The organism is Corynebacterium sp. Marseille-P4321 (assembly GCF_903645305.1).
Lineage (GTDB): Bacteria > Actinomycetota > Actinomycetes > Mycobacteriales > Mycobacteriaceae > Corynebacterium.
In genome coordinates, this window is record NZ_CAHJXO010000001.1 from 988,204 (window position 1) to 1,000,774 (window position 12,571).

Sequence of the window (12,571 nt, forward strand, 5' to 3'; positions counted from 1 at the left end):
CTTCGGCTTAAGTTCCCGCCCGTTGTGGGGCATGATGGGTAGCGTGAATACGACGACGAAGACCCTCGAGCGGCCGGACCTGAGAGAAGACACCTCGTCAACCACCGACGATGGGACCCCAAAGTTCTTCCACTACGTGAAGAAGGACCAGATCGTCGATTCGGCGATCTCCGGCAAAATGGTCGTCGCCCTATGCGGGGAGACGTTCCCCGTGAAAAAGCAGGCGAAACCGGGCTCGCCCGTGTGCCCTGACTGCGAGCGCATTTACAAGGGGTTGCGCCGCAAGTGACCTCTCCGTCCAACGGGCCTCAGCTCCGCCACTGGCAGCAAGAGGCCCTTGATGCGTTTCTGCGGGAAAAACCCAGCGATTTCCTCGCCGTCGCTACCCCGGGAGCAGGTAAGACCACCTTCGCGCTCACGTTGGCGCAGAGGCTTGTCGACGATAAGACGGTGCAACGCATCATCGTCGTCGTGCCCACCGAGCACTTGAAGCACCAGTGGGCTGACGCGGCGAAACGTTTCGGGCTTTCCCTCGACGCGAACTTCACCAACTCCTCGGCCGTGAATGCGGCGTACGACGGCATCGTGGTGACTTACGCGCAGGTGGGCATGCACCCGTTCAAACACCATGCGGTGGCCTCGGCACGGCGCACGCTGGTCATTCTGGACGAGATCCACCACGCTGGCGACGCAAAGAGCTGGGGCGACGGCGTGTACGAGGCGTATAACGACGTCGAGCACCGCCTCGCACTCACCGGCACCCCGTTTCGTTCTGACGACTCGCAGATCCCCTTCGTGCGCTATGAAGAGGACGGCGAGGGCCACCTGGTTTCACAGGCCGACTACACCTACGGGTACTCGCACGCGCTTGCCGACGGTGTGGTGCGGCCGGTGGTCTTCCTCGCGTACTCGGGCGAAGCGCAGTGGAAGGACTCAGCGGGCGAGGAGTACTCCGCGCGCTTGGGCGAGCCGCTCAACGCGGAGCAGACTGCCCGGGCCTGGAAGACCGCGCTCGACCCGAAGGGCGACTGGATCGCCGCAGTGCTGCAGGCAGCACACACCCGACTGATGAAAATCAGGGTGAACATGCCGGACGCCGGCGGCCTGGTGATCGCTACGAACAAAACCACCGCACGCGCCTACGCGAAGATCCTGGGACAACTTTCCAACACCCCGGTCACCGTGGTGCTCTCCGACGAGGCGGGGGCCAGCGAGCGTATCGACGAGTTCTCGGCGTCGCGTGACGAGTGGATGGTGGCAGTGCGCATGGTGTCCGAGGGCGTGGACGTGCCGCGCCTTTCCGTCGGCGTATACGCCACCTCTGCATCGACCCCGCTGTTCTTCGCGCAGGCCATTGGGCGCTTTGTGCGCTCAAGGATGCCGGGGGAGTCCGCGTCGGTGTTCCTGCCGTCGGTTCCCGTGCTGCTTCGTCTGGCGGAGGAGATGGAGGTCTCCCGCGACCACGTGTTGGGCAAACCCCACCGCGAATCCGGGTGGTCCGACGAGCTGCTGGAGCAAGCCAACCGGACGCAAAACGAACCCGAGGATGCCCCGAACTATGAGGCTATCGGCGCGTCCGCCGAGCTCGATTCGCTTATCTTCGACGGCTCCACCTACGGCACCCCAACGGCGGCAGGATCGGACGAGGAACAGGATTTTCTTGGCCTGCCAGGGCTTCTCGACGCTGACCAGGTACGCACGCTGCTGGCCAAGCGGCAGAGCGACCAGCTAGATGCCCGTGATGCCGAAGAAAAGGCCCGCAGGGCCGAGGAACGAAAGGCGCGCGAGCGGGCGGAGATCCTGGGGGAGACACCAGAGCCAGCGACGCCCGCAGCCAAGGCGGCGTCGGATGTGCCTGATGCGTCACTTTCTGCGGACGAGCTACCGGAGCTGCGCAAGGAACTCAACGCCCGCGTGGCCATCGCGGCGGGGAAGACCGGCCGCCCGCACGGCGCGATCCACACTGAGGTGCGCAAAGCGTGCGGGGGGCCGCCAACGGCACTCTGCAGCGCGGAACAACTCCGCGAGCGCATCGCCTACCTGCGCGACTGGTAAGCGGGTAGGCGGCGGGGCAAGGAGGTAGGGCCCTTCGGCGGGCTGAAAGGGGCCGATGGGCGCCGACAGGCACCGATAGGCGCTAGTCCAGGTAGTCGCGCAGCACCTGGGAGCGCGACGGGTGGCGCAGCTTCGACATCGTCTTCGACTCGATTTGGCGGATGCGTTCGCGCGTCACGCCGTACACCTGACCGATTTCGTCGAGGGTGCGCGGCATGCCGTCGGTAAGCCCGAAGCGCAGGCGCACCACGCCAGCCTCGCGCTCGGACAGCGTGTGCAGCACGTCCTGCAGCTGATCCTGCAGCAGGGTGAACGAGACCGCGTCTACAGCAACGACAGCCTCGGAATCCTCGATGAAGTCGCCGAGCTGGCTGTCGCCTTCGTCGCCAATTGTCTGATCCAGCGAAATGGGCTCACGAGCATACTGCTGGATCTCCAGCACCTTCTCCTCGGTGATGTCCATTTCCTTGGCCAGCTCGAGCGGCGTCGGCTCGCGCCCAAGGTCCTGCAGCAGCTCGCGCTGGATGCGGCCGAGCTTGTTGATCACCTCGACCATGTGCACCGGGATGCGGATGGTGCGGGCCTGATCGGCCATCGCGCGGGTGATTGCCTGGCGAATCCACCACGTGGCGTAGGTGGAGAACTTGTAGCCCTTCGAGTAGTCGAACTTCTCCACGGCGCGGATCAGACCCAGGTTTCCCTCCTGGATCAGGTCCAGAAACGCCATGCCGCGCCCGGTGTAGCGCTTCGCCAGCGAAACCACGAGACGCAGGTTCGCCTCCAGCAGGTGGTTCTTCGCCTTGCGGCCGTCGCGAGCCACCGCACGCAGATCGCGCTTCAGCGCCGGCGTGAGCTTCGCGTCCTTATCGCCCTCAGCGGCGGCACGCTCCATCTCGTCCAGGCGGTGCTGCGCGTAGAGTCCAGCCTCGATGCGCTTGGCAAGGGAGACCTCTTGCTCGGCGTCCAGCAGGGCGACCTTGCCGATCTGCTTCAGGTAAGCACGCACGGAGTCGGCCGAGGCGGTAAGCTGCGCGTCCTTGCGGGCTTGGCGCAGTGCCGCAGATTCCTCGATATCCCAAACGGAAGAGCCTTCGTCCTCCTCCTCGTCCTCTTCGGACTCGGATTCATCTTCCTCGTCGTCGGCCTCAATGCCTTCGGCGACGCGGACGCCATTCACTTCGCCCTCGTCGTCTTCCTCGAGGTCTTCGTCTAACTCTTCGTCGTCAAACGCCTCGTCGTCTTCCTCGTCATCGAGTTCCGGATCGAAGTCCTGGGCATCCTCGTCGGCGTTGTCCACGTCGCCCAGGTCAGTGGAATCGGTCGCCGCGTCATCGCTATCGATGTCCTGCTGGTCCAGGGTTTCTTCAGCCTCGGTACCCAGCAGTGCCTCGTCGACCTCCGCCTTCGCCGCGACCTTCTTTGTCGCTTTCTTGCGGGTGGTTTTCTTAGCTGTCTTCTTGACGGTCTTCTTTGCCGCCTTTTTGGCAGTTTTTTTCGCCGTCTTCTTCACGGCCTTCTTTGCCGTTTTCTTGGCGGTTTTCTTTGCGGCCTTCTTCGCCGCAGCCTTGCCGCCGGTGCCCGCCGTGGCCTTTACGGTGCCGTCGCTTACGCCACCGTCGGACGCCACAGATGCGTCTTGCCCGGTGTTGTTGCTTGAAGCTTCGCTGGCTACCACGTACGCCCTTTCGCCAAATCGAACTGTCCCTGGGGCCGAGGCTTGCGCACCAGCCCACCTTGGACGTGAACACTAGGAGACCCAGGGTACGTATGACTCTCCCAAATTTCTAAAGCGTCCACAGTAACAACTCCTGCGCCGTGTTATTCCCACCCGGTCTTCACACAGGCGACGAAGGGCGCTTTCGAAAAAGATTTGCCACCTACCCTGGGGCCGCTGAACGCGCTCCACCGTACAGCATGCCCAGCGCCAAGCTGCCTACGACACCACCACTTCTACGGGGCAACGTGATCGCGGGCTGCCATGGCGGCACCAACGATCCCGGCGCGGTTGCGCAACTTTGCTGCGGTTACCTCGGCATTGACTGTAAGGCGGGGGACCCACTTTTCGGCCTTGCGGGAAATGCCGCCGCCCACCACGAACGCCACTGGGTTGAACAGACGCTCGTACTCGTGCAGCACGGAATCTACCCGTGCGGCCCACTTTTTGTAGCTGAGCTCCTCGCGGTCTTTCACTGCGGAGGAGGCGAGGTGTTCGGCCTCGGAGCCGTCGATAAGCAAATGCCCCAGCTCCGTGTTGGGGTACAACGTGCCGTCGACAAGCAGCGCTGAGCCGATGCCGGTACCGAACGTTAAGAAGATGACCGGGCCTTCGCGGCAAATGTCGTCGCCGAAAGCCACCTCGGCCAAACCCGCGGCATCGGCGTCGTTGAGCACCGCAACCTCGCGCGCACCCAGGGCCTGCGAGAAGAGGTCGTGCACGTTCGTGCCCACCCAAGCATCGTCGATATTCGCGGCAGTGCGCGCAATCTGGTGGGTGATTACCGACGGCAATGTGAGCCCAACCGGGCCGTCCCACTCAGCCTGTGCCACGATCTCCGCCACGACCTGCGCGACGGCCTCAGGGGTGGACGGCTTCGGCGTGGCGATCTTGATGCGCTCACCCACAAACTCCCCGGTGGCAAAATCCACCTTCGCGCCCTTCACACCGGAGCCGCCGATGTCGATGCCAAAGCCAAAATCGCCCGACCCGTACCCGCCAGCATTTACCGCGCCATCCGCTTCACTCATGCACCGCAGTGTACAAAGCGGAAGTAAACCCCGCGGGCGAATGTGCCACACCCCGAATCAATGCGTCAGTCGCAATGGGTGAAACCACGCGTTTTCAGCCGCTGAGCTGCAAAGATGACATCCCGGCTGCCATCCTTTAATATTCCCCGCAAATACCCGGGATTCGACCGGGCAGGGACACCCACGTTGAGCTGGAGGAAAAGTCACCATGGCCACCGATTACGATGCGCCGCGCCGCCGAATGGATGACGAGATTGAGACGGATTCCCTCGAGGGCCTGAAGGCCGCCGAGGTTGCGGGCAGCAGCATGGACGACGACGGTGAGATCGTCGAGCCGGTCGAGCCGCCCACCCAGGATCTCTCCGGCGAAGAGCTCAACGTTGAGGTCAAACCGCGTCAGGACGACGAATTCACCTGCGCGTCCTGCTTCCTCGTGCAGAAGAAGAACCGCCTGGCCTACGAGGAGCCGGACGGCACTAAGATCTGCCTCGATTGCGAGTAGTTTTTCGCGCAGAGGGGCTTTGCTTCTCGACGTCTACCTGGACGGCGGCTCACCTTTTTCGGTGAAGCCGCCGTTTTCTTCTTGGTGACGTTGTTTATCCGCGGGGCGCGCCGTCCGGCAGGAACGCGTCCAGCACGGCCTCTGGGTCCTTCGCCGAGATGAGCCAGTAAGGGGTGGGGTCCTCCGGGTCGTCGAGGACGATGAGCACGTGCTCCGGCACCCACGCGTGTGAGACCAGGAATGCCGCCGGATCGAGTTGGCGGCCGAGCGCGTTCTGCCGGGCGGAAGCCGGCACGACCATCGAGCGGTCGACGACGGTGTTGGGCAGATTCGCATCGTCGACAAGCAACCAGCGCGTGCCGTCCGGGTCTTCCTCAACGGCGAGTGTGGTGCGCGAGAGCCACACGAAGAACCACGCGACCAGGGCGCCTACGGCAATAAGGGGGATGATGAACCACCACACGTTGCGGTTCAGTGCGAACTGGGCGGCGAGCAGTAGTGTCAGGCCGAGACCCGCGGCCCACCAGTACCAAGGCACCCACTGACGTTCCTTGTACAGCACGCGCGGCTGGCCAGCCGTGGTGGCTGGCTGGGTGGGCTTGGAATGGTTCACCGGTTGCTCGCTCACCCTTCTCACTTTAAGCCAGGGGGGTCGTTGCGCATACTCACGTAAGGTGGGCCGGGTGGAACACGAAGTTGAACGTGCGGACGATACCGAGACAATGAGTCGGCCCGATGGTGCGGTCGGCGTTGGTGCGACAGTGCCTCCCATCGCCGTGAAGCGGCTGGATAAAGACCTGCCGTTGCCGATGCGCGCACACCCGGAGGATGCCGGTGCCGACCTGTATGCGGCGGAGGATGTCACACTCGCGCCTGGCAAGCGGGCGCTGGTTTCCACCGGCGTTGCCATTGCGTTGCCGGTGGGCACCGTGGGGCTCATCCACCCGCGGTCGGGGTTGGCGGCACGCCACGGGTTGAGCATTGTGAACACGCCCGGGACTATCGACGCGGGCTACCGCGGCGAGTTGAAGGTGTGTCTTTTGAACACCGACCGGGCAGAGCCGGTGGAGATCACCCGCGGAATGCGCATCGCTCAGCTCGTGGTCCAGCGCGTGGAATTGGTGGATTTCGTGGAGGTGGAAGAGCTGGATACCACTGCACGCGGCGACGGTGGCTACGGCTCCACCGGCACTCATTAGCTTCCCGATGCTCGAGCCGGGGTGCGGGTGAGACAGCCTGGGGTGAAACGGCTACAGTCGGAACGAGCAACACTTTAGAAATTCTGCGCAGTTGCGCCGCGCACAGTGAGATAACGCATACCGCGCCACATGATCTGCCGTTGTGAAACAGGTCATTTTGGCGGCTGGCGACGTTTAACAAATACCGAGGAGACGTAAGACACCATGGCGATCTGGCCTTTTGGCAAGAAAAAGAAGCAGGAGACGGCGGAAGCTGAGGCCACAGCGGCTGAGCACCAGGATGCCCAGGAGGTACAGGAGGTGGAGGCCACTCCGGGCGAAGAGCGCGATTGGCACCGCTACAGCGCTTCCGAGGCGGAGGCTAACGCGTCTGAGGCCGAAGCTCGCGCATCTGAGGCCGAGGCCGACGCGTTTGAGGCTGAGTCCCGTACGGCGAACGCGAACGCCAACGCCTCCGAGGCGGAGTCTCGTACCGCTAACGCGAACGCGGACGAGGCTGAGGCGCGCTTTGCTGCGACCGGCGCAGGCGCAGATGAGGAAGAGAAGGGCACGGACTGGCACCGCTACAGCGCCTCCGAGGCGGAAGCGGGAGCATCCGAAGCTGAGGCGCGCGCATCTGAGGCGGAGGCTGGTGCCTTCGAGGCTGAGTCCCGCACGGCGAGCGCAAACGCCGCTGCTTCCGAGGCGGAGTCGCGCTCCGCTAACGCCAACGCGGATGCTTTCGAGGCTGAATCCCGCACCGCAGAGGCCAACGCCAACGAAGCGGAGGCCCGCAACCGTGTCGCCCCGCTGGAAAACTACGACCCGGTGGACGGCTCCACCGGCCCGTTCGACGGCGACAACGTGGAGATCGAAGACTTCGACTTCTCTGATTTCTCCCAGGTGACGCTGAACCTCGGCTCAATTCGGATTCCGATGCCGCAGGAATCCCAGGTGCAGGTCGAGATGGGTGAGCAGGGCCCGAAGATGGTGCACATTGTCACCCGCCACGGCCGCATCACCCCGGTCGCTTTTGCCGCGCCGCGCAGCGGTGGCCTGTGGGCTGAGTCCACCGAGGAGATCGTCGAGGGCATGCGCTCCGAGGGGATGCCGGTTGAACTCGAGCAGGGCCCGTGGGGCACCGAGATCGTGGGCACCGGCACCAACGGTGTCATCCGCATCATTGGTGTGGAGGGCCCGCGTTGGCTCTACCGCGTGACCCTCGCCGCCCCGAGCGGCATGGAGGACCAGCTGGCGGAGCTCGGCCGGGAAACCATCGCGCGTTCCTTCGTCTACCGCGGCAACGACCCGATTCTGGCGGGCAACTCCCTGCCGGTCACCCTGCCGGCGCAGCTTGCGCAGCAGGTACAGCAGGCCGTAGAGGCCCGCGCCCAGCAGGCGCAGGGCAGTCAGCAGCCGCAGGAGGGCAACCCGAATGCCCTGTCCGACGCGCTGCAGCAGATCATCGCGCAAAACGCCGAGCACCAGAAGCAGATCGACGAGCTGCGCCGCAGTCGCCAGCAGGGCAACGGCTCCGGCAACGCAGACGCGTAGATGGCTGACGCGCTTGAGCGCGGCCAGCGCGTCCAATTGCATGTGCGCGCTATGGCGCACGGTGGGGAGGGCATCGCGGACGCCCCGGACGGCCGGGTCGTGTTCGTCCCCGGAGCGATCCCTGGCGACGTAGTGGACGCGACGCTGGGCCGAGTGAAGAAGCGCTGGGCCCGGGCTGAGTCCGCTACGGTGGTCAAGCCATCCCCGGATCGAATTGAGCCAGGTTGCCCGGCAGCCGCCGCGGGGGCGGGGTGTTGCGACTACTCCCACATCCGTCCGGAAGCGCAGCTGCGCCTCAAGGCTGAAGTACTTACTGGCCAGCTGAGATCGCTCGCTGGCAGCTCGAGCGTGCTCGCTGGGTTAAAGGGCCCGGGAGACTTCGACGCGGTGCAGCTCCAACCGGCTACAGGCTGGCGTACGCGCGTGCGTCTCGGTGTGGATTCAAAGGGGCGCGCTGGTATGCGCAAAGCCCGATCGAACGATGTTGTTGCGGGGATAGTGTGCACCCAGCCTGTGCCCGGCTTGCTTGACGGCCTTGTGGGTCCAGACGCGCAGCGGTTCACCCCGGGCGCTGAACTTGTGGCGGTTATGGATAGCGACGGCGCGCGCCACGTGGTCGAGACGGCTGCGCCTCGACGAGGCCAGCGCGTCGAGCACGCCGAGCGCGTCATCGAAGGCGACGGCGAAGTTGTCCAACGCGTGCGTGGCCACTCGTTTCGCTTCCCTCCAACGGCATTTTGGCAGGCACACGTCAACGCCCCGGAGGCGTACAGCAATTTCATCGCCGCGACCGAGCTGCCGCAGGAAGCCCCGCGCGTTGGTTGGGACCTTTACGGTGGCGTCGGTGCGTTCGTCCCCGCGATCCACGCGGCGCTTGGACGGGGCGAGGTTCACACCGTGGACATGTCGGATTCGGCGGCGCGCTCGAACGCGGCACTCGCGGACGCAGATTGGCACTACCACCGCGCGATAGGGCAGGAAGGGGTGGCCCAGCTGCCGCGGCCTGGTCTGGTGGTGCTCGACCCGCCGCGCGCGGGTGCCGGCCAACAGGTCGTGGAGGCGGTAGCTACCGTGAACCCCGCACGTGTCGTGCATGTGGGCTGCGACCCGGCGACGTTCGCACGCGATGCTGCTTACTTCGGCCAGCAGGGCTACGTCATCGAACGCATGGTGCTTATCGACGCTTTCCCGTCCACCCACCACTTCGAGGTTTTAGCAGCGCTAGCGCCTGCCTCAAGCCGTGGTTAGTCCCGGGTAGTGAGAAGTGTAAAATGGCCGGAACGAGCCGGGGACACGCGCGTGGGACCGGATAAAACACACCAGCCATGCGAAGGAGAGCAACGGGACTGTGGGACTGCTTGAGCATCTTCACACGCCAGCTGACCTAAAACGGCTGTCGACCGGCGATCTCACGGAGCTGGCCGAGGAGATTCGGGAGCTGCTCGTGCAGCAAGTCTCGGCAACGGGTGGGCATCTGGGGCCGAATCTAGGTGTGGTGGAGCTGACAATCGCGCTGCACTACGTGTTCAATTCGCCGACGGATCCGATCATCTTTGATACGTCGCACCAGGCGTACGTGCACAAGATCCTCACGGGGCGCGCGGGCCAGTTCGACACGTTGCGCAAGAAAGACGGTCTATCCGGCTACACATCGCGCGCCGAGTCGGAGCACGATTGGACCGAGTCCTCGCACGCGTCGGCGGCCCTGTCGTATGCGGACGGTTTGTCAAAGGCCATGGAGCTTAAGGGGCTAGACGACGACCACGTCGTTGCCGTGGTAGGCGACGGTGCACTGACAGGGGGAATGTGCTGGGAGGCGCTGAACAATATCGCGGCGGGGGACCGCAACGTGGTGATTGTGGTCAACGACAATGGCCGCTCCTACTCGCCGACGATCGGTGGGCTGGCGAACAACCTGACCAAGATGCGCGACCAGCTCGCCTCCATCCGCATTCAGCCGGCGTACGACGATGTGATGGAGTCGGGCAAAAAGGCCCTGAAGTCTATGGGCTGGGTCGGCGAGCGGACCTTCGACGCGCTGCACGCATTGAAAGACGGTGTTCGTGCCCAGGTCGTTCCTACGGAGATGTTCCCCGAACTGGGAATGAAATACGTCGGCCCTGTGGAAGGGCACGACATGAAGGCGCTTGTGCAGGCGATGCGCTACGCGCGTTTATTCGACGGCCCCCTCATTGTGCACGTGGTGACGGAAAAAGGCCACGGCTTCGCTCCGGCGGTGAACGACACGGCGGATCAGATGCATTCCACAGGTGTGATCGACCCGGTTACCGGCGAAGCCTTGGGGAGGACGAAGCCGGGCTGGACTGCGGCGTTTACCGAAGAGCTGCTGCGTGCGGGCCATGAGCGCGAGGACATTGTGGCTATTACCGCGGCGATGGCGGGCCCGACGGGGTTGCAGCCGTTCGCTGAGCAGTTCCCGGAGCGATTCTTTGACGTGGGTATCGCCGAGCAGCATGCCGTCACGTCTGCCGCGGGGCTTGCCCTCGGAGGCATGCACCCGGTGGTGGCGGTGTACTCCACGTTTCTGAACCGGGCCTTCGACCAGCTGCTCATGGATGTCGGATTGTTGCGCCTTCCGGTCACCCTCGTGTTGGATCGAGCCGGTGTCACGGGTTCTGACGGTGCGAGCCACAACGGCGTGTGGGATTTGGCGATGTCGTCCATCGTTCCTGGAATTCGCATCGCGGCGCCCCGCGACACAGCACGGTTGCGGGAGGAGTTTTGGGAAGCACTCGCGGTTGACGACGGTCCCACAATCGTGCGTTTCCCCAAAGGCAGCGCCGGGGCCGATATCGCTGCGGTGCATCGACTCCCTGGTGGCACAGAAGTGCTCGTTGCTCCAGATGGGGAGGCCAACGAGGACGAGATTGACGTCCTGTTGGTAGCAGTCGGGCCATTTGCGCAGTACGCAATAGAGGTCGCTGAACAGCTGCAGGCAGACGGTATCCGGGTGCGCGTCGTCGATCCCCGCTGGGTGATTCCGGTGAACCCGGAGATCGTGGAACTTGCGGTCGAAGCCGACTTGGTTGTCGTGTACGAAGATGGCGTAGTGCGCGGAGGGGTTGGCTCCGCTGTGGGCGAAGCGCTCGCCGCGGCAGAGGTGGACACCCCGGTGCGTCAGCTGGCGTTTCCTGACGTCTTTCCGCAGCACGCCTCCCGCGACGAAATCTTCGAAGAATACGAACTCGACCCGGCACACGCCGCGCAGCGCGTGCGCGAGTGGGCGCTCGCGCTGGCTGACCCGGACGCTTAGCGTTTCCTTCTCGGGCGCCGGACAGACTCCGCGCGTTCAGGGGCCGCGTCGTTTGTCGCGTGCGCGTAAGCGTCGGCAAGCAGCGGCGCGGTGAAGTCGACCTGCCACGGGCGCGCGCCCGCGTTGCGAAGCTGTAACGCTGTGGCGTGCGTATCCCACGCAGCAGTCGCTCCGCCGCCGGGCGTGATCGGTGCTTTCCACACCACTTGCCGCAGCGTGGCGGGGGCAAGCAGGATTTCCGGCTGCATCTGCAGCTCACGAGCAGTCTCGGATACCGATGATCGGGCGAACTGCAGCATCTCCCAGGATTCGGGTGCGATGCGTTCCCACACTGACTTCGACGGCGGCGTGCTCGCCGGGCGCGTTGCCCGATGCGGCCAGGTGGATTCGTCGGCGGCCAATGCCTTGTCGACAACCTGCTGCCATCGCTTCGCCTCCCCGGTACTCAAGCGTTGACGCCCCGCGGCGCGGGCGAGCTCAGTAGGGTTGCCCGGCTGCGCGCGAGCAATATCGACGATCGCCTTGTTCGAGAGCACACGGCCCGGGGAGGTGTCGGTGCGCCGGCTAACTGCATCACGCTCACGCCACAGCTCCTTGGCCAGCTGCATGCCTGATGGCGTGCGAACGGCGGAGACGCCTTTGACCTCTCGCCAGGTTTTCTCTGCGGGTGCTGAAAGTGCATGGGTGGTGATGAGGTGGTCAAACTCCTGCGTGGCGTACCCAAGTTTGCCCGCGGCGTCGAGCTGCTCCGTGAGCGCTTCGGCGAGGTCGTTGAGGTAGACGACGTCTAGGGCGGCGTAGTCCTGCCACTCGCTCGGTAGCGGGCTTGCGGACCAGTCTTCGTGGCCGTGACCTTTCTCCAACTCAACGCCGATGAAATGCTCGACCATCGCGCCGAGGTTGGGCCGGTCGAAGCCAGCCATGCGCGACGCCAGCTCGGTGTCGAAAAGCGAGCCGGGCACAAGCCCCAGCTTCGCAAGGCTGCGCAGGTCTTCGCCCGCGGCGTGAATGATCCACTCGGCGCCGCTCATAACCGGTGCGAAAATCTCGCGGATCCTTCGGCGGTGGCCCTCGGGGGCGATAAGGAACGTGCCAGCACCCCGGCGGTATACCTGGACTAGAAAGGCCCTGTCGTCGTAGCGAAACGACGACGCCCTCTCGGTGTCCACCGCGAACGGGCCGTAGCCCGCCTGCAAAGCTCGGGCGGCCTCCGCGAATTCCGCCGGATCGCTGACAAGGCGATAGGACACCCGAGGTTGCATG

10 protein-coding genes and 1 pseudogene are annotated in these 12,571 nt (G+C 64.5%); 7 read left to right on the top strand and 4 right to left on the bottom strand.

The genetic code is table 11. From position 1 onward, the window contains the following. The first annotated feature begins 34 nt into the window (after positions 1 to 34). Together HWX32_RS04450 and HWX32_RS04455 are read left to right on the top strand one after the other, a co-directional pair. Positions 35 to 289 carry a DUF3039 domain-containing protein gene (locus tag HWX32_RS04450; protein ID WP_075468982.1) on the top strand — a complete coding sequence of 85 codons (255 nt, stop codon included), beginning with the start codon at positions 35 to 37 and terminating at the stop codon, positions 287 to 289. Next, positions 286 to 2,055 (top strand): DEAD/DEAH box helicase, encoded by a 1,770-nt coding sequence (locus HWX32_RS04455; RefSeq protein WP_175934865.1) that lies wholly within the window; start codon positions 286 to 288, stop codon positions 2,053 to 2,055. Before HWX32_RS04450 ends, HWX32_RS04455 begins: the two co-directional genes overlap by 4 nt. Positions 2,056 to 2,137: 82 nt before the next feature. Here HWX32_RS04455 and HWX32_RS04460 read toward each other — a convergent pair whose 3' ends face one another. After that, on the bottom strand, positions 2,138 to 3,730 hold the full coding sequence (locus HWX32_RS04460) for an RNA polymerase sigma factor (protein WP_175934866.1): 1,593 nt from the start codon (positions 3,728 to 3,730) through the stop codon (positions 2,138 to 2,140). Positions 3,731 to 4,005: 275 nt separating this feature from the next. Continuing rightward, positions 4,006 to 4,800 (bottom strand): polyphosphate--glucose phosphotransferase, encoded by a 795-nt coding sequence (gene ppgK / locus HWX32_RS04465; protein ID WP_175934867.1) that lies wholly within the window; start codon positions 4,798 to 4,800, stop codon positions 4,006 to 4,008. A gap of 208 nt (positions 4,801 to 5,008) precedes the next feature. Here ppgK and HWX32_RS04470 point away from each other — a divergent pair, with 208 nt between their 5' ends. Continuing rightward, complete coding sequence (locus HWX32_RS04470; RefSeq protein ID WP_075468881.1) at positions 5,009 to 5,302, top strand: DUF4193 domain-containing protein; 294 nt, start codon at positions 5,009 to 5,011, stop codon at positions 5,300 to 5,302. Positions 5,303 to 5,396: 94 nt separating this feature from the next. Here HWX32_RS04470 and HWX32_RS04475 read toward each other — a convergent pair whose 3' ends face one another. After that, on the bottom strand, positions 5,397 to 5,930 hold the full coding sequence (locus tag HWX32_RS04475) for a DUF3093 domain-containing protein (RefSeq protein ID WP_242648306.1): 534 nt from the start codon (positions 5,928 to 5,930) through the stop codon (positions 5,397 to 5,399). Between the two features lie 94 nt (positions 5,931 to 6,024). Between HWX32_RS04475 and dut the strand changes: the two genes are divergently transcribed. From dut to dxs, 4 genes and pseudogenes are all read left to right on the top strand, one after another. Beyond that, positions 6,025 to 6,501 carry a dUTP diphosphatase gene (dut, locus tag HWX32_RS04480; protein ID WP_075468980.1) on the top strand — a complete coding sequence of 159 codons (477 nt, stop codon included), beginning with the start codon at positions 6,025 to 6,027 and terminating at the stop codon, positions 6,499 to 6,501. 798 nt (positions 6,502 to 7,299) lie between these two features. Further along, positions 7,300 to 8,034, top strand: a pseudogene (locus tag HWX32_RS11205) (DUF3710 domain-containing protein); the annotation flags it as partial. Continuing rightward, a complete protein-coding gene (locus HWX32_RS04490; RefSeq protein ID WP_175934869.1) occupies positions 8,035 to 9,282 on the top strand; it encodes a class I SAM-dependent RNA methyltransferase in 1,248 nt (415 codons plus the stop codon). 100 nt (positions 9,283 to 9,382) lie between these two features. Beyond that, positions 9,383 to 11,308 carry a 1-deoxy-D-xylulose-5-phosphate synthase gene (dxs, locus tag HWX32_RS04495; RefSeq protein WP_175934870.1) on the top strand — a complete coding sequence of 642 codons (1,926 nt, stop codon included), beginning with the start codon at positions 9,383 to 9,385 and terminating at the stop codon, positions 11,306 to 11,308. Here the strand turns inward: dxs and HWX32_RS04500 are convergent. After that, positions 11,305 to 12,570 (bottom strand): HRDC domain-containing protein, encoded by a 1,266-nt coding sequence (locus HWX32_RS04500; RefSeq protein WP_175934871.1) that lies wholly within the window; start codon positions 12,568 to 12,570, stop codon positions 11,305 to 11,307. The genes dxs and HWX32_RS04500 overlap by 4 nt on opposite strands. Between the last annotated feature and the right edge of the window lies 1 nt (position 12,571).

What these genes read in the sequence shown, in the direction of transcription:
- HWX32_RS04450 (WP_075468982.1), top strand. Translation starts at nt 35, where the DNA reads ATGGGTAGCGTGAATACGACGACGAAGACCCTCGAGCGGCCGGACCTG.
- ppgK (WP_175934867.1), bottom strand. Translation starts at nt 4,800, where the DNA reads ATGAGTGAAGCGGATGGCGCGGTAAATGCTGGCGGGTACGGGTCGGGC.
- HWX32_RS04470 (WP_075468881.1), top strand. Translation starts at nt 5,009, where the DNA reads ATGGCCACCGATTACGATGCGCCGCGCCGCCGAATGGATGACGAGATT.
- dut (WP_075468980.1), top strand. Translation starts at nt 6,025, where the DNA reads ATGAGTCGGCCCGATGGTGCGGTCGGCGTTGGTGCGACAGTGCCTCCC.
- HWX32_RS04490 (WP_175934869.1), top strand. Translation starts at nt 8,035, where the DNA reads ATGGCTGACGCGCTTGAGCGCGGCCAGCGCGTCCAATTGCATGTGCGC.
- HWX32_RS04500 (WP_175934871.1), bottom strand. Translation starts at nt 12,570, where the DNA reads ATGCAACCTCGGGTGTCCTATCGCCTTGTCAGCGATCCGGCGGAATTC.